Raw genomic sequence first — 17,110 nt, forward strand, 5'->3', positions numbered from 1 at the left:
GACGTGGCCCGGTGCGGTGACGTGGCCGAGCCCGAACGCACCGGGGCCGAACGGACCGGGCGGTCAGATGGCGGCCTTCTTGAGGCGCCGTCGCTCCCGCTCGGAGAGCCCGCCCCAGATGCCGAAGCGTTCGTCGTTGGAGAGGGCGTACTCAAGGCACTCCGAACGCACCTCACAGGCGAGGCAGACCTTCTTGGCCTCGCGGGTGGATCCGCCCTTCTCGGGAAAGAAGGACTCGGGATCGGTCTGGGCGCACAGTGCGCGCTCCTGCCAGCCGAGTTCCTCGTCCGCGTCCTCGACCAGCAGTTGCTGGAACAGCTCGGTCATGTGCGCCCCTCGTCTGTCTCTTGCGTCCCGTGATGCAGCCGTTTGCGGCTGAACGACACGAGTGAAATTACAAGTGTGTAGCTCCGAGCCAGTCAAGCGAGGATCTGCTATTGGCCCAGGGATTCACTCTGCGGAACCAAGCGTACGCGGAAAGTGTTCAAATCAGCAAAAACCTGACATATGCCACGGGCCCACAGCTCCACACCCTTCCCCGTGAGAGACGAGTGAAGCCGCCCTTGTGTTGCGATTCGATCACCGAAGCGACCAAGATCACAGTCAGGTCACGGAGCGTCAGCCGCGTTTGAGGGCGCGGATGATGCGCCACATGTCCCCGCCCAGAGGTGCATAAACCTTTCTCCAAACCCGACAACCGAAAGGGGTGAAACATTGCCCCCATATCGGGCATTGGGTTGACAGCGGGCGGCCCGAGCCGGTCTCCTTGGTTCCATGCCAGCGACCGCAGCCATGCACGTCACCCACGTCCGTGGGTTCCGTAGTGCTGTCCAGGCCCGCTGTTGCTGTTCCAGCTGTCACAGCTGTTGATGCCGTAGTGCTCCAGCTCTGATCCAGCCTCTCCGGTCGAGCGTCTTTCTTCGTCTCCTCCCGCTCCTCCCCCCGCACCTCGCACTTCCCGCGGCTCCTTCCGAGCTGCCGACGCTCACCGCGACTCCCCGCACGTGAACCCCCCATGCCGAGGAACCACCGCAGCCATGAACAGCGACAGCGACCTTCAGATCGCCGGCGACATCCTTGAGGTCCAGCACCTCCTGCAGCCCGCCCGCGAGCACCCCTCCACCGTCTCCGAGTTCGTTGGCCTCGCCCGCTCCATCGCGGCCGACCGCGCGCAGTGGGCCGGAATCGTCCAGTACGACTCCGCCTCCCGCTGGTACCACCGCCTGCACCAGGGCCCCGGCTACGAGGTGTGGCTGCTCAGCTGGGTGCCCGGACAGGGCAGCGGGCGGCACGACCACGGCCTCTCCGCCGGCGTACTGACGGTCCTGGAAGGCGAGTTGACCGAGCGCACCGAGAGCGGGGCACGGTCGCTCGGCGCGGGCGCGCAGCGCGCCTTCGCCCCGGGGTACGTCCACGAAGTGGTCAACGACTCGCTCGAACCGGCGGTGAGCCTGCACATCTACTACCCGGGTCTGACCGAGATGCCGATGCACGCCACGCAAAGCGCCCCGACCGCCGTGGACGCCGTACCCGCCTGACAAACTGCTCCGCATGCGCATTGTTGTTCTGGCCGGTGGCATCGGCGGTGCCCGCTTCCTTCGCGGCCTCAAGCAGGCCGCGCCCGACGCGGACATCACGGTGATCGGCAACACGGGTGATGACATCCATCTGTTCGGGCTGAAGGTCTGCCCCGACCTCGACACCGTGATGTACACCCTCGGCGGTGGCATCAACGAGGAGCAGGGCTGGGGGCGGACCGACGAGACCTTCCAGGTCAAGGAGGAGCTCGCGGCGTACGGCGTGGGCCCCGGGTGGTTCGGGCTGGGCGACCGCGATTTCGCGACCCATATCGTCCGTACGCAGATGCTGGGCGCGGGCTATCCGCTGAGCGCGGTCACCGAGGCGCTCTGCGCCCGGTGGCAGCCGGGCGTGCGGCTGCTCCCCATGTCCGACGACCGGGTCGAGACGCATGTCGCCGTCGAGACGGACGGCGAGAGCAAGGCGATCCACTTCCAGGAGTACTGGGTGAAGCTGCGCGCCTCCGTGGAGGCGCAGGCGATCGTGCCGGTCGGCGCGGAGCAGGCCAAGCCGGCTCCGGGAGTGCTGGAGGCCATCGGTTCGGCCGACGTCATCGTCTTCCCGCCGTCGAATCCGGTGGTGTCCATCGGCACGATCCTCGCGGTGCCCGGGATCCGGGAGGCCATCGCCGAGGCCGGGGTGCCGGTCGTCGGCCTCTCCCCCATCGTCGGGGACGCGCCCGTGCGCGGGATGGCGGACAAGGTGCTCGCCGCGGTGGGCGTCGAATCGACCGCGGCGGCGGTGGCCCAGCACTACGGTTCCGGGCTGCTGGACGGCTGGCTGGTGGACACGGTGGACGCGGGTGCGGTCGGCGAGGTCGAGGCGGCGGGCATCCGCTGCCGGGCGGTGCCGCTGATGATGACGGACGTGGACGCGACCGCCGAGATGGCCCGGCAGGCGCTGGATCTGGCCGAGGAGGTTCGGGCGTGAGCGGTTCTCCTGGCGTCGGTGACGGTGGTCCCGGGGCTGGTGGTCCCGGGGCAGGTGACGGTGGTCCTGGGGCTGGTGGTCCCGGGGCTGCCGATGGTGCCGCGGCTTCCGGTGCGCCTTCCTTTCGGGTCTGGGCGCTGGGCGGGATGCCCGAGGTGCGGGCCGGTGATGATCTCGCCAAGCTGATCGCCGCGGCCGAGCCGGCGCTGGTCGACGGGGACATCCTGCTCGTCACCTCGAAGATCGTTTCCAAGGCCGAGGGGCGGATCGTCGAGGCCGCCGACCGCGAGGCCGCCATAGACGCCGAGACCGTGCGGGTGGTCGCCCGGCGCGGGCCGCTGCGGATCGTGGAGAACCGGCAGGGTCTGGTCATGGCCGCCGCCGGGGTCGACGCCTCGAACACGCCGGCCGGGACCGTCCTGCTGCTGCCCGAGGACCCCGACGTCTCCGCCCGGGCCATCCGGGACGGGCTGCGGGACGCCCTCGGTGTGGAGGTCGGCGTCGTCGTCACGGACACCTTCGGGCGGCCCTGGCGCAACGGGCTGACCGATGTCGCGATCGGTGCGGCCGGAGTGCGGGTGCTGGACGATCTGCGCGGCGGGACGGACGCGTACGGCAATCCGCTCAGCGCCACCGTCGTGGCCACGGCGGACGAGCTGGCCGCGGCCGGGGACCTGGTCAAGGGCAAGGCGGAGGGACTGCCCGTCGCCGTGGTGCGGGGGCTGCGGCACGTGGTGGCGTCCGGTGACGAGGACTCCGCCGGTGCTCGGGCGCTCGTACGGAGTGCGGCCGACGACATGTTCCGGCTCGGGACGTCGGAGGCGGTCCGTGAAGCGGTGACGCTGCGGCGTACCGTGCGCGAGTTCACCGACGAGCCGGTGGATCCGGGAGCCGTGCGGCGGGCGGTGGCGGCGGCGGTGACCGCGCCTGCCCCTCATCACACGACGCCGTGGCGGTTCGTGCTGCTGGAGTCCGCCGCGTCGCGGACCCGGCTGCTCGACGCGATGCGGGACGCGTGGATCGAGGACCTGCGGCGCGACGGCAAGGACGAGGAGTCGATCGCCAAGCGGGTGCGGCGCGGGGATGTGCTGCGCAACGCGCCGTATCTGGCGGTGCCGTGCCTGGTGATGGACGGCTCGCACACGTACGGGGACGAGCGGCGCGACACCGCGGAGCGCGAGATGTTCGTGGTCGCGGCGGGCGCGGGCGTGCAGAACTTCCTGGTGGCGCTGGCGGGTGAGCGGCTGGGGTCGGCGTGGGTGTCCTCGACGATGTTCTGCCGGTCCGTGGTGCGGGAGGTGTTGTCGCTGCCGTCGTCCTGGGATCCGTTGGGCGCGGTGGCTGTGGGGCATGCGGCGGGGGTGCCTCGGGAGCGGGGCGTTCGGGATGTGGAGGCGTTTCTCACCGTGCGGTGAGGTGAGGCGGGGTGGGGCGGTGGTGCGGGGCGCGGTGGTGGGTGGCGCTGGGTGCCGCTGCGCGGGGCCTTGTCCCCCTACCCGCCCCTTCCCGAAACCGGGGCTCCGCCCCGGGCCCCCTTGTCCTCAAGCGCCGGACGGGCTGGATTCGGGCTCCGCCCCCGGCCCCGCTCCTCGAACGCCGGAGGGGCTGGAGACAGCTCCGGAGGAGCTGGAAGACGCGGGCGGCCACAGGTAGGTGTTTTCGGGAGGGCTACAGGTGGGTGATGTTGCCCGGGGTCATCCTCGGGGCCCGGCGTTTCGGGGTGTTGCCCGAGAGCAGGATCAGGCGGGTCGCCCGGTGGCGCTGGCCCTCGTACGGGGTCAGCAGGGTCAGCATCTCCTCGTCGTCCGCGTCGCGGTTGTCCGCCAGGGCGTGGCCCACGATGCCCGGGAGGTGCAGGTCGCCCACCGTGACCGCGTCCGGTGCGCCGTTCGAGCGCTGGAGGGTCTCGGCCGAGGTCCAGGGGCCGATGCCGGGGATCAGTTCCAGGCGGGTCCGGGCCTCGGGGAGGTTCATCGTGGCCGCCTCCTCCAGCCGGCGGGCCACCCGTACCGCGCGCAGGATCGTCGATGACCGCTTGGCGTCGACGTTCGCCCTGTGCCATTCCCAGGACGGGATCATCGCCCAGCCCCGCGGGTCCGGCATGACGTGCAGGCCCAGGTCCGCGGTGGGGCCGGGAGCGGGGGTGCCGAAGCGGCGGACCAGGTGGCGCCAGGCGCGGTACGCCTCGTCCGTGGTGACCTTCTGCTCCAGGATCGAGGGGATCAGCGACTCCATGACCAGGCCCGTGCGGAGCAGTCGCAGGCCCGGGCGGCGGTGGCGGGTCAGGGCCAGCAGGCGGTGGCGGGGGACGAAGGCGTCCGGGTCGTCGTCCGCGCCCAGGAGGGCGGGGAGGCCCGCCAGCAGCCAGTCCGCGCCGGGGCCCCACGCCGCCGCCGCGATCCGGTCGCCGCGCGCCGCGACGCGCAGGGTGCCGGGGCCCTCGGGCGTGCGGGTGGCCCGCCAGAACGTGCCGTCCGGGACCATCCGGAACGTGGGGTCCGCCGGGCCCCGGCGCAGGGGGCCGAGGACGAGGCGGAGGTCCAGCGGGCCCGTCGGGGTCCACTCACGGGTCAGCGGCGGGCCGTCGTGCGAGGGCGGGGCCGTCCGACGCGCCGGGGCGACAGCCTGATGCGGCAGCGCCGCTCGCGCGGTGCGGGGGGCGAATCGTCCTGCCACGGGTGGCCTCGGTGTTCTCGGAGTCTCGGAGTTCTCGGAGTTCTCGGTTCGGAGGGGGCGTCCTTTTGAGGGTACGGGTACGGGTGCGGGTCTACTGGTCCGAGGAGAAGCGGACCGAGCCGTCCGGCAGGACCGCGCCGCACCAGATCCTGATCCCGTCGCGCAGTTCGTTGTCCGCGCCGACCTGTGCCCCGTCGCCGATGACCGCGCCCGCCAGCACCGTACTGTCGCCGATCCTGGCACCGGCCCCGACCAGGGAGTCCGTGATGACCGCGCCCGCTTCGACGACCGCGCCGTCCAGGATCGTCGAGCCGTCTATTCTCGCGCCCGCGCCGATCACCGCGCCGGCGCCGACCACCGTGCCGCCGGTGAGCTTGGCGTCCGGGGCCACGGAGGCGGTCGGCAGGACCAGGCGGTCGCCGCAGCGGCCGGGGACCGCCGGGGACGGGGCGCGGCCGAGGACGAGGTCGGCGGAGCCGCGGACGAAGGCGCCCGGGGTGCCGAGGTCCAGCCAGTACGTGGAGTCGACCATGCCCTGGAGGTGGGCGCCGGAGGCGAGCAGTCCGGGGAAGGTCTCGCGCTCGACGGAGACCGGGCGGCCCGCCGGGATGGAGTCGATGACCGAGCGCCGGAAGATGTACGCCCCGGCGTTGATCTGGTCGGTGACGATCTCTTCCGGCGTCTGCGGCTTCTCCAGGAAGGCCGTGACCCGGCCCGTCGTGTCGGTCGGCACGAGGCCGAAGGCGCGCGGGTCCTCGACCCGGGTCAGGTGGAGGGAGACATCCGCCCCGGAGACGGTGTGCGAGGTGACCAGGGCCCGGATGTCGAGCCCGGTCAGGATGTCGCCGTTGAAGATGAGGACCGGTGCGTCCGGCCCCGAGGTCAGCTTCGGCGCGACGTTGCGGATGGCTCCGCCGGTGCCGAGCGGCTCCTGCTCGGTGACGTACTCGATGTGCAGGCCGAGCGAGGAGCCGTCGCCGAAGTACGGCTCGAAGACCTCCGCCAGGTAGGACGTGGCGAGCACGATGTGCTCCACCCCGGCCGCCCTGGCCCGCGCGAGCTGGTGGGTGAGGAAGGGGACCCCGGCCGCCGGAACCATCGGCTTCGGGGTGTGCACCGTGAGCGGGCGCAGCCGGGTGCCCTTGCCACCGACCAGGAGAATCGCTTCTTTTGCCTCTGTCACAGCACCGTCTCTGCTTCCTGCTGGGGCCTGGCCTGGATGTGGCTGGCCAGTCTAAGCAGACCGGTCGGTAACTCCCCGGTCAGCGGCCCTGCAGTTTGGCGGAGCTGGTCCGGGCCTTGCCGAGCTTCTTGTAGAGACGCTCTCCGGGGCATTCGGTTGCGAAGGCGTTCCGATGACCCGAGATGACCTTCATTTTGACCTTTTTGCCCTTCTTGTACTTTCCGCTTCCGCCGGAGACGAGGGTGACCTTGCCCTTGGGGTTGGCTCCGAACAGCCCGAGCTTCCAGGCGGTGAGCTTGGAGACGGCGGTCACCGCGGCGGCGGGCGGGTTGGTGGTGGAGTACGTGCCGAGCACGGCGATCCCCATGGTGTTCGTGTTGAAGCCCAGGGTGTGGGCGCCCAGGACGGCCTTGGAGACGCCTCCGGCCCGGCCCTCGTAGATGTTTCCGCACTTGTCGACGGCGAAGTTGTAGCCGAAGTCGCGCCAGCCGCTGCTCGTGACGTGGTAGCGGTAGATGCTGCGGAGCACCGAAGGGGCCTGCTTGCAGGTGTAGTTGTTGCCGGTCGCGCTGTGGTGCACGAAGGCCGCCTTGACGGACTTGGTGTACGCGAAGTCGCGCTCGCGGAGCTTCTCGTCCGCGCCCCAGCCCTTGCGGGTGACGATCCTCGGGCGGGGGCCGATGTACGGCTTCGCGCCGGCCGCGACGATCGCCGCCTCCTCCGCCGTCTCCGCCTTGGTCAGCGCGGGGATGACGGCCGCGCCGAGCGGCGCGAGGTCCGCGTTGACGGCCGAGGTGGCGGCGGACTCGGCGGTGAGCACCTCCGGCACGAGCCCCGTCGTCGTCGGCGGCACCGGGTTGCCGACGAACATCGCCTGGGTGGCGGTCCGGCCGGCGGGGGCGTCGGGGGCGGGTTCGGGCGCGGGGTCCTCGCCGGGGTCGACGAGTTCGAGGCGCAGCCCTTCGGGGAGGGGCACGGCGGCGGACCGGTGCCGCGGATCGGCTGCTTCCGGGCGTACGCGCACCTCCACGCCGTCCGAGTCGCCGACCCAGAGCGGGGCGGTCGCTCCGCGCACGGCGCCGGACGCCCGCTCGGCGCTGCCCAGGTCGGCGGCGTGCTCGGCGTTGTGGGTCTCGACGTCCTGCCAGTCCGACCAGCTCGTGCCGCCGGTCGCCCGGGTGCGGACCTGGACCGTGCCGTGGAGTTCGGCCTCGGCGTCGTCCCAGACGACGCCCACGAGGGAGAAGGGCCGGGCCGTCCGCCGGTCCAGGCCCTGACCGGGCGCCGCCGGACCCACGGACCGGTCGGACGGGGCGGCCAGGGGTTCCAGGGGCAGGGACTGCGTCGAGCCCGCGGGCGCGCGGGTCGTGCCGGTGGGCGGCGGGGCGGCTTCGGTCCGGGCCGACGGCGGGCCGGATCCGGGTGACTCGGGGGACAGGGAAGGAGGCCGGGCCGAGGCGGAGTGCGCGGCCGGGGCGGACAGGGCGGGGGCGGCGAGCGGCAGGGTGAGGGCCGCCGCGCAGGTGACGCCGACTGAGGTGACCAAAAGGGTACGCATACGCAAGATCCTGGCCATACAGTCATGAGTCCGGCTACCCGGGCATCGGCCTCTCCGTGACGCACCGTCTGCCGAACCGGTGTACGTGACACCCGTTCAGCCCGCCCCGCACAGCGCCCGCGCGTACGCTTGCGCGGGTGAACTCCAGCGACCGCACCCCCGCCGACCTGCTGCGATCCGCGCTCGCCGCGGACCCGACCCGACCTCTGGTCACTTTCTACGACGACGCCACCGGAGAACGCGTCGAACTGTCGGTGGCCACCTTCGCCAATTGGGTGGCCAAGACCGCCAACCTGCTCCAGGGCGACCTCGCCGCGGAGCCGGGCGACCGGCTCGCCCTGCTGCTCCCCGCGCACTGGCAGTCCGCGGTCTGGCTGCTCGCCTGCTCCTCCGTCGGAGTCGTCGCCGAGGTCCAGGGCGACCCGGCCGCCGCCGACCTCGTCGTGACCGGCCCGGACACCCTGGAGCGGGCGCGGGCCTGCCGGGGCGAGCGCGTCGCCCTCGCGCTGCGGCCCCTGGGCGGGCGGTTCCCGCAGACGCCCGAGGGATTCATGGACTACGCGGTGGAGGTGCCGAGCCAGGGCGACCGCTTCGCGCCCTTCGCCCCGGTGGACCCGGACGCGCCCGCGCTGGCCGTCGGCGGGATCGAGCTGACGGGCGCGCAGCTCGTCGCCCGGGCCCGCGAGGACGCCGGCACCCTCGGACTCGCACCGGGGTCCCGGCTGCTCACCGGGCGTACGTACGACACCTGGGAAGGGCTGAGCGCCGGACTCTTCGCGCCACTGGCGGCCGGCGGCTCCGTGGTGCTCTGCCGCCACCTCGGGCAGCTCGGCGGGGACGGACTGGCCAAGCGGACCGAGAGCGAGCGGGTCACCAACACCGCGGTATGACAAGCGCGCTGAGGTGCACTCGTCCGGCCCACAGCGGGCCGAGTCCTCGGTAATCGGCTCCGGAGCGGGTAGATGATCGGGCGGTACAGACCACTCTCCTGGCCGTGCACAACCAAGCGTGAGTTTCAGCCGTCTACTCCTGCGACCGGCGGCCCCTCGCGCCGCCGAACGTGAAGGATGGACGCAGACGTGACCGACAGTGCTGGCCCGCCGTCCGACCCGGACCACTCGGCCGGGGACAAGCCGCAGGGCAGGTCGCAGGAAGATCCCGGACCCGAGGGTGTGAACCCCGGGGGCGGGCCACCCGGGGACGGGACCCCCGAGGACGGGGCACCGGCGGCCGGGGAGGAAACCCCGGCCGCCGCGGAGCCCGAGCCCGAGACGGGAGCCGATCCCGAGCCCGAGCCCGAGCCCGAGCCCGGGACGGGAGCCGATCCGTCGCGGGCCCCCGGGCCGGATTCCGCGACGGCCGGGGGCGGCGCCGACGTGCAGACCTGGGCCGACCGGCCCAAGGACGGCGTCGTCGCGGCCCGCAAGCGCCGCTGGCTGCGCTGGACCGCGCTCGGCGCCTCGTTCCTCGTGCTGATCGCCGCGGGCGTGGGCTGGTGGATGTACCAGAAGCTCGACGGGAACATCACCACCGACACGAGCGCCGCCGCCGAACTCAAGGCGTACGAGAAGGAGCGGCCGACCCCGGTGGTCATGGACGCCCAGAACATCCTGCTCATCGGATCCGACAGCCGGGCCGGGGACAACCGGAAGTACGGCCGGGACGACGGCGGCAGCCAGCGCTCCGACACCACGATCCTGCTGCACCTCGCGGCGGACCGTAAGAGCGCGACGGCCGTGTCCCTGCCCCGTGACCTGATGGTGGAGATCCCCAGCTGCCGCACCGGGGACGACAAGGAGACGCGGAAGCAGTTCACCCAGTTCAACACCGCGTTCGAGCTCGGTGGCACCGCCTGCACCATCCGCACCGTGGAGCGGATGACCGGCATCCGCGTCGATCACCACATGGTCGTCGACTTCAACGGCTTCAAGGACATGGTCGACGCCGTCGACGGGGTCGAGATCTGCCTCAAGGAGCCGATCAACGACAAGGACGCGCACCTGGAGCTCCCGGCCGGCCGGCAGACGCTGAACGGCGAGGAGGCCCTCGGCTACGTACGGGCGCGCAAGACCCTCGGCGACGGCAGCGACACCGAACGCATGGAGCGCCAGCAGCAGTTCCTGGGCGCCCTGGTGAACAAGATGCAGAGCAACGGCGTCCTGCTCAACCCGACGCGGCTCTACCCGGTGCTGGACGCGGCGACCAAGTCGCTGACCACGGACCCGGGGCTGGACTCGCTGCGCGACCTGTACGACCTGGTGCGCGGGATGCGCAACGTACCGACCGAGCAGGTGCAGTTCCTGACGGTGCCCCGGCAGCCGTACCGCAACAACGCGAACCGGGACGAACTCGTCGAACCGGACGCGGGCGACCTGTTCAAGCAACTCCGTGAGGACCGGCCCGTCGCCGTGGTCCCGGCCGACGAACTCAAGGAAGCGCAGGAGGACCAGGGGAAGAAGCAGGACGGGAAACCGGACGACGCGGGGTCCGAGAGTCCGACGCCCACACCCACCTATTCGGGGTCGAGTGCGGCAGACGACCTGTGCAAGCAGTAAAGCAATTACCAAGACACGGAACACAATCGACGGCTAATGGGAAGAATGCCCGGTTGTAAGGGGCGTGGAATGTGTCACGCACGTCGCTCGACGCGGAATCGGCCGGATAGTGTGACGCGATCCGGTGCTTCCGGCCGTCAGGTCGTGCACTGCTGGAGCGAAGGAACGAGCGCCTTGCCGGGGGAGGGCGCCTCGCGTGGCACCGACGGAGGACGCAGGCAACCGTGGACGCGCATAGCCGTGGACGGGCGGACGATATCGACCCCGCCGACCAGTGGGTACTCAACCCGCACACCGGCAATTACGAATTGCGACTGGATCACTCCACTGGGGAGTCGAGCAGTCCCTCGCGTACGGCTACGGCCGAGGGAAGCAGTCGCCGGGGGGGCTCCCGGACCGGTTCGTCGCGCGAGGGTTCGTCGCGCGAGGGCTCAGGACGCCGCGGGTCCGGTTCGCGTGAGCGGGAGGGCGCCCCGGACGGGCCGCGCCAGGTACCGGGCCAGCGCAGCCGCCGCAGCTCCCAAGGGGGACGCGGGGCCGCCGAGCCGCCCGCGGCCGGGCGGCGGAAGCGCAAGCCCCAGAAGTCGCGCAAGAAGAAGGCGCTGCTGTGGACGGGCGGGGTCATGGCGTTCGTCGTGATCGTCGGCTCGGCCGGTGCGTACGCGCTGTACCAGAAGCTCAACGGGAACATCGACGCCATCGACGTGGGCGACGCGGGCAGCAAGAACGTCGTCACCGACGGCCCGATGAACATCCTGATCATCGGCACCGACAAGCGCACCGGCAAGGGCAACGAGGGGTACGGCGACAAGGGCAGCGAGGGCCACGCCGACACCACCATCCTGTTCCACGTCTCCGAGGACCGGACCAACGCGACGGCGATGAGCATCCCGCGCGACCTGATGACCGAGGTCCCCGAGTGCGAGTCGAAGAACGCGGACGGCACCTCCACGGTCATCCCCGGCACCCCGAACGCACGCTTCAACACCAGCCTCGGCCAGAACGGCCGTAACCCCGGCTGCACCATGAAGACGGTCGAGAACATCACCGGGGTCAAGCCCCACCACTTCATGATGGTCGACTTCAACGCGGTCAAGTCCCTGACCTCGGCGGTCGGCGGTGTCAAGGTCTGCATGGCCAAGCCGATCGACGACCCGAAGTCGCATCTGAAGCTGCCCGAGGGCGAGTCGAAGGTGCAGGGCGAGCAGGCGCTGGCCCTGCTGCGCACCCGGGACAGCTTCGGCAACCGGAGCGACCTCGACCGGATCAAGGTGCAGCAGCAGTTCCTCGGCTCCATGATCCGGGAGATGAAGTCGAGCGACACCCTGACCAACCCGAAGAAGCTGTACAAGCTGGCCGACTCGGCCACCCAGGCGCTGACCGTCGACACGGCCATCGGCGACGCGCAGAAGCTGATGACGCTCGCCGAGGAGATCGGCAAGGTCGACACGAAGAACATCAGCTTCCTCACGATGCCGGTCATAGACAACCCGGCCGAGCCGAAGCCCGTCACCGTGGTCGTGGACCCGGTCAAGGGCGAGCAGCTCTTCGCGATGATGCGCTCCGACACCTCGCTGACCGAGGTGAAGCAGAAGGAGAAGGCCGCCAAGGGCAAGCAGGCGGCCCTGCTCAAGGGCCCGAAGGCCGCGGCCGCCGACGTACGCGTGGACGTCCTCAACGGTGGTGAGATCGCCGGCGCGGCGGGCTCGACCGTCACCTGGCTCCAGAACGAGCAGGGGGTGCTGAAGTCCACCAACAAGGCCAACGCATCCGAGAAGATCAAGAAGACGACGCTGGAGTACGCGCCCAACCAGGCCGATCAGGCCCGGGCGCTCGCCGAGATGATGGGGCTTCCCGCAACGGCCATGAAGCCGGGCACCGCCGACGCCGAGGGGCTCGAGGCGATGGTGCTCACGCTGGGGTCGGACTTCAAGGGGGCGGGCCAGCTCATCACCGGACCGACGAAGCCGCCGAAGGACATCGAGAAGGCCAGCGCCGACAAGGCGGTATGCGCCCAGTGACACCGGGTCACCGCGCCACAGCGGAAATCTGAACAGCATGGGGGGTCCGGTGGGACGGAGCAGCACGCCCGGGGCGAGGACGCGATCACGCGGCCGCCGTACCGATCAACTCGGCCGGGACGAGAGCCCGCACGGTGACGGCAGCGGACGGAGCGGGGGCGACGGGCCGGGGGACGGCGACGGGCCGGGGGGCCCCGAGACGCCGGAGGGCGTCCGTCGGGCGGCGCACGGCCGGGGCGGCAGCGGGGGCAGGGGCAGCGCCCGGGCGCGCAGCAGCCGCCGTGCGCCCAAGAGCGCCAAGCGGCACGTGCTGCGCTGGAGCGCCTGCGTACTCGCCGTGCTGATACTCGGCACCGGCGGCGCCGGTTATCTCTACTACGAGCACCTCAACGGCAACATCAAGAAAGAGGATCTGACCCTCGGCGACAAGCAGATGGCCGATCACAAGGCCAACGCCGCCGGGCAGACCCCGCTCAACATCCTGCTCATCGGTTCCGACGCCCGGGACTCCAAGGCCAACCAGAAACTGGGCGGGGCGAAGGAGACCTTCGGCGCAACGCCGCTGGCCGACGTGCAGATGCTGCTCCACATCTCCGCGGACCGCAGCAACCTCTCCGTGATCAGCATGCCGCGCGACACCATGCTGAAGATGCCCAAGTGCACGGCCCCGGACGGCGAGGTCTTCCCGGCCAGCACCACGGAGGTGCAGACCAACCAGAGCCTGGGCCGCGGTGGTCCGGGGTGCACGGTGGCCACCTGGTACGAGCTGACCGGCATCCGGATCGACCACTTCATGATGATCGACTTCGCCGGGGTGGTCTCGATGGCCGACGCGATCGGCGGCGTCCCGGTCTGCGTCGACGCCAACATCAACTCCCGCGGCCGGGACGGCAAGGGCTCCGGGCTGAAGCTGGAGAAGGGCACCACCGACGTCCAGGGCGAGCAGGCCCTCCAGTGGCTGCGCACCCGGTACGGCTTCGAGGACAACACCGACCTGGGGCGGGCCAAGGCCCAGCACATGTACATGAACTCGATGGTGCGTCAGCTGCGTAAGGGCACCAAGCTCACCGACCCGGCGAAGCTGATGAACCTCGCCGAGGCGGCCACCGAGGCGCTGACGGTCGACAAGGGCCTCGACACGGTCAAGAAGCTCTACGACCTGGCCGAGGAGTTCAAGAAGGTCCCCACGAAGCGCATCACGATGTCGACCATGCCCAACGTGTACGGCACCGGCACGAACAACGGCCGGGTCTACCCGAAGGCGGGCGACGCGGAGCAGCTGTTCCGGATGGTCCGCGACGACGTCCCGCTGGACGGCAAGGCCTCCAAGCGGAAGAAGCCTGAGGTCACGAAGGACCCGTCGGCGCCGGTCGGCGAGATCGCGGTCGCCGTGCGCAACGGGACCGCCACGGACGCGCTCGGACCTGCCTCGGGGCGCGCCGGTGACGTGATGGAGGAGCTGAAGGACGCGGGCTTCGCGAAAGCCACCGTCGACCCGGGGAACGTGACCGGGGCGGCGCGGACGGCGATCCTGTATCCGAGCGCGGATCTGGAGGGCGACGCGCAGGCCGTCGCCAAGGCGCTCGGGGTTCCGCTGTCGCAGGTGAAGAGGTCCACCGACGTCTCGGGGATCTCGCTCGCCGTCGGCGCGGACTGGCGCGAGGACGGGGCCTACCCGGTCTCCAAGGGCAAGGAGAAGACCCCGGATTCGGCGGGCGCCCTCAACGGCGACGACGAGAAGGCCTGCATGAAGGTGAATCCGAACTACACCTGGTGACGCCGTGACGACACGGGTACGCGAAGGGCCCCACCGCCGGGCGGTGGGGCCCTTCGCGCGCGTCGGGAGCCCGGGGTCAGACGGTCTCGCTGCTGCCGTTCATCGCCGGGCGGCGGCTCGCGATGACCCGCTTGGCCAGGGACCGGGGGCTGGTGAGGAAGCCGAAGCCCCAGCACATGTGCATCGTCGCGAGGGCCACCGGGATCTGTGCGCGCGCCTTCAGCGAGAGCCCCTTGCCCGCGGGCAGCGACCCGGCGACGATCGCGGCCACGTAACCGCCGGGGACGATCAGGGCCCACGGGGTGACGGCCGCGCCCAGGACCAGGCCGGCCGCGATGGCGACGACGGCGGTCGGCGGGGCCAGGTAGCGGAGGTTGATCGAGCCGGAGTGGTAGCGGGCGACGACGTGGCGCCAGCGGCCGTAGTCCTTGTACTGCTTGGCGAGGGCCTTCACCGTGGGGCGCGGACGGTACTGGACCTTCAGCTCGGGCGAGAACCAGATCAGCCCGCCGGCCTCGCGGATGCGGAAGTTCAGCTCCCAGTCCTGGGCGCGGATGAACTCGACGTTGTAGCCCTCGGCCCGCTCCAGGGCCTCGCGGCGGAAGACGCCCAGGTAGACGGTCTCGGCCGGACCGGCCTGGCCGCCGGTGTGGAAGGCGGCGTTGCCGACGCCGATCCTGGAGGTCATCGCGGCGGCGACGGCGTCCTCCCAGGCGTTCTCGCCCTCGGCGTGCATGATGCCGCCGACGTTCTGCGCGCCGGTCTCCTCCAGGAGGCGGACGGCGGTCGCGATGTAGTTCGGCGAGAGCATGCCGTGGCCGTCGACCCGTACGACGACGGGGTGGCGGGAGGCCTTGATCGCCGCGTTGAGGGCGGCGGGGGTGCGGCCGGTGGGGTTGGGCACGGTGTGGACCCGGGGGTCCTCGGCGACCAGCTCGGCGGCGATCTCGTCCGTACGGTCGGCGGAGGGGCCGAGCGCGATCACGACCTCCATCTCACCGGGGTACTCCTGCTCCAGGATGTGCCGGACCGAGTTCCTGAGATGACGTTCCTCGTTGAGTACCGGCATGATCACGGAGACGGCGGGGTACTGCGCGGCAGACATGTGGTCCTCGGGTGGTCCTCGGGGGCGCCGGGGGTGCCGCACCGCGGGAGGCGGGCGCCCCGGGAGGTGGCGTTATTCGGCCGCCACGTTACCGCGAATGGGGGACACCGTTGCGCGCCGCCGGGTCGTGGGCCGGGACGGAGATCGTATGGGCCTACCGTGCGATGGTCCCCTTGCACCGCAGAGGTGTCTCCCTTGCACCCCGGAGGTGTCTCCCCCGTGCCCGCACCGCAGCGACCGCAGCGCCCGCCGCATCCCCGCTCCACTCCCCCGCGCCGCCGCCCGCCCCAGGGCACCCGGCCGGTCCGCAGCCGCAAGCAGGACGAACGGCCGCGCTGGGGCATGCGGGTGGCCACGGGACTGTCGGTGCTGGTGCTGGGGGCCGGCGGGATCGGGCACGCCGTGGTGACCAGCCTGGAGGGCGGGATCGGCCGGGTCGATCCGTTCAAGGACATGAAGAACCGCCCGCAGGGGGGCCACGGCACGAATCTGCTGCTCGTCGGCACGGACGGCCGCGACACGATCACGAAGGCCGAGAAGAAGAAGTACCGGCTCGGCGGCGCCCCCTGCCACTGCACCGACACGATCATGCTGGTCCACCTGTCGGCCGACCGGCAGCGGGCGAGCGTCGTGAGCCTCCCCCGGGACAGCTACGCCGAGATGCCCGCCCACACCGACCGCACCACCGGCAAGCACCACGAGAGCCACCCGGTGAAGCTGAACGCCGCGTACGCGGAGGGCGGGCCCACGCTGACCGTGCGGACCGTCGAGAACATGACCAAGGTCAAGATCGACCACTATCTGGAGGTCGACTTCACCAGCTTCATGAAGACGGTCGACGCGGTGGGCGGGGTGAAGATCTGCACGGCGCGGCGGATGAAGGACTCGTACACCGGGCTGAACCTCCCCGCGGGCACCCATGAGCTGGACGGCGGCCAGGCGCTCCAGTACGTGCGCTCGCGCCATGTGGACATGGGCTCCGACCTGGGCCGGATGGAACGCCAGCAGAAGTTCATGGCGGCGCTGATCAAGCAGGCGACGAGCAGCGGGGTGCTGTTGAACCCGGTGAAGTTCCAGCAGGTCTCCGCCTCGGCGCTCGGGTCGGTCCGGGCCGACGAGGGCTTCGGTACGGAGCAGATGCTGGCGCTCGGCAAGGCGATGAAGGACTTCGGGCCCGCCTCGTCGGAGTTCGCCTCCGTGCCCGTCGGCAACCCCAGTTTCCCGGTCAAGGGCATCGGCTCGACGGTGCGGTGGGACGCGGAGAAGGCGGAGAAGCTGTTCCGGGCCCTGCGGGAGGACAAGCCGCTGGCCCCGGCGAAGCCGAAGCCCGCGGCCGGTCCGGAGAAGCCTCCGGCCACGCTCGTGGACATCGCGCCGAAGCAGGTCCGGGTGCAGGTCTACAACGGGACCCCGAAGGACGGTCTCGGCCGGACGGTGGACGAGGCGCTGCGGGCGACCGGCTTCGCCACCACCGAGACCCCGCTCAACGGGGAGGTGCGGGAGCTGAAGCGGACGCTCGTGGAGTACGACCCGCGCTGGGACCGGTCGGCGAAGTCCCTGGCCACGGCCCTGCCCGGGAGCGAGCTGAAGGCGGTGAAGGGCCAGGGCCCGCAGATGAAGGTGACGGTGGGCTCGGACTTCACGAAGGTGCAGCGGGTGAAGGCGGAGATCCGGCAGACGGGCGAGTTCTCCACGGTGCGCGGCGACGAGGTGGTCTGCCCGTAGCC

13 protein-coding genes are annotated in these 17,110 nt (G+C 71.2%); 8 read left to right on the forward strand and 5 right to left on the reverse strand.

Features of this window, described 5'->3' with window-relative positions:
- Positions 1-63: 63 nt before the first annotated feature.
- A complete protein-coding gene (locus OG245_RS13720) occupies positions 64-327 on the reverse strand; it encodes a WhiB family transcriptional regulator (protein WP_003968728.1) in 264 nt (87 codons plus the stop codon).
- A 710-nt stretch (positions 328-1,037) separates the two neighbouring features.
- Between OG245_RS13720 and OG245_RS13725 the strand changes: the two genes are divergently transcribed.
- Genes OG245_RS13725 through OG245_RS13735 form a run of 3 tightly spaced genes read left to right on the forward strand, consistent with a single transcriptional unit; the run spans position 1,038 to position 3,923 of the window.
- Positions 1,038-1,538, forward strand: a complete 501-nt coding sequence (locus OG245_RS13725) for a cysteine dioxygenase family protein (protein WP_371623799.1) — start codon at positions 1,038-1,040, stop codon at positions 1,536-1,538.
- Between the two features lie 13 nt (positions 1,539-1,551).
- Positions 1,552-2,508 (forward strand): 2-phospho-L-lactate transferase, encoded by a 957-nt coding sequence (cofD, locus tag OG245_RS13730; protein WP_371623800.1) that lies wholly within the window; start codon positions 1,552-1,554, stop codon positions 2,506-2,508.
- Positions 2,505-3,923: a coenzyme F420-0:L-glutamate ligase gene (locus OG245_RS13735; protein ID WP_371623801.1), complete on the forward strand. Its 1,419-nt coding sequence runs from the start codon at positions 2,505-2,507 to the stop codon at positions 3,921-3,923. The genes cofD and OG245_RS13735 overlap by 4 nt, the downstream gene beginning before the upstream one ends.
- Before the next feature lie 253 nt (positions 3,924-4,176).
- Here the strand turns inward: OG245_RS13735 and OG245_RS13740 are convergent, their stop codons facing one another.
- The 3 genes from OG245_RS13740 to OG245_RS13750 form a co-directional block, all read right to left on the reverse strand.
- Positions 4,177-5,184: a DNA-3-methyladenine glycosylase gene (locus OG245_RS13740; RefSeq protein WP_371623802.1), complete on the reverse strand. Its 1,008-nt coding sequence runs from the start codon at positions 5,182-5,184 to the stop codon at positions 4,177-4,179.
- Positions 5,185-5,275: 91 nt separating this feature from the next.
- Positions 5,276-6,367 (reverse strand): sugar phosphate nucleotidyltransferase, encoded by a 1,092-nt coding sequence (locus tag OG245_RS13745; RefSeq protein ID WP_371623803.1) that lies wholly within the window; start codon positions 6,365-6,367, stop codon positions 5,276-5,278.
- Positions 6,368-6,446: 79 nt separating this feature from the next.
- Entirely contained in the window at positions 6,447-7,925 is a 1,479-nt protein-coding gene (locus tag OG245_RS13750; protein ID WP_371623804.1) for an N-acetylmuramoyl-L-alanine amidase, read from the reverse strand.
- Between the two features lie 137 nt (positions 7,926-8,062).
- Here OG245_RS13750 and OG245_RS13755 point away from each other — a divergent pair, with 137 nt between their 5' ends.
- The 4 genes from OG245_RS13755 to OG245_RS13770 all read left to right on the forward strand — a co-directional run bounded on the left by OG245_RS13755 (position 8,063) and on the right by OG245_RS13770 (position 14,278).
- Complete coding sequence (locus OG245_RS13755; RefSeq protein WP_371623805.1) at positions 8,063-8,815, forward strand: TIGR03089 family protein; 753 nt, start codon at positions 8,063-8,065, stop codon at positions 8,813-8,815.
- Between the two features lie 177 nt (positions 8,816-8,992).
- Positions 8,993-10,480 carry an LCP family protein gene (locus OG245_RS13760; RefSeq protein WP_371623806.1) on the forward strand — a complete coding sequence of 496 codons (1,488 nt, stop codon included), beginning with the start codon at positions 8,993-8,995 and terminating at the stop codon, positions 10,478-10,480.
- Between the two features lie 224 nt (positions 10,481-10,704).
- On the forward strand, positions 10,705-12,501 hold the full coding sequence (locus OG245_RS13765; RefSeq protein ID WP_371623807.1) for an LCP family protein: 1,797 nt from the start codon (positions 10,705-10,707) through the stop codon (positions 12,499-12,501).
- 37 nt (positions 12,502-12,538) lie between these two features.
- Positions 12,539-14,278 carry an LCP family protein gene (locus OG245_RS13770; RefSeq protein ID WP_371623808.1) on the forward strand — a complete coding sequence of 580 codons (1,740 nt, stop codon included), beginning with the start codon at positions 12,539-12,541 and terminating at the stop codon, positions 14,276-14,278.
- Positions 14,279-14,354: 76 nt separating this feature from the next.
- On the opposite strand, the gene OG245_RS13775 is transcribed toward OG245_RS13770, so the two are convergent.
- On the reverse strand, positions 14,355-15,383 hold the full coding sequence (locus OG245_RS13775; RefSeq protein WP_371623809.1) for a glycosyltransferase family 2 protein: 1,029 nt from the start codon (positions 15,381-15,383) through the stop codon (positions 14,355-14,357).
- A gap of 342 nt (positions 15,384-15,725) precedes the next feature.
- Here OG245_RS13775 and OG245_RS13780 point away from each other — a divergent pair, with 342 nt between their 5' ends.
- Positions 15,726-17,108, forward strand: coding sequence for an LCP family protein (locus OG245_RS13780; protein ID WP_371627879.1), 1,383 nt, complete (start codon positions 15,726-15,728; stop codon positions 17,106-17,108).
- The last annotated feature ends 2 nt before the right edge of the window (positions 17,109-17,110 follow it).

Source organism: Streptomyces sp. NBC_01116 (assembly GCF_041435495.1).
Classification (GTDB): Bacteria; Actinomycetota; Actinomycetes; order Streptomycetales; family Streptomycetaceae; genus Streptomyces.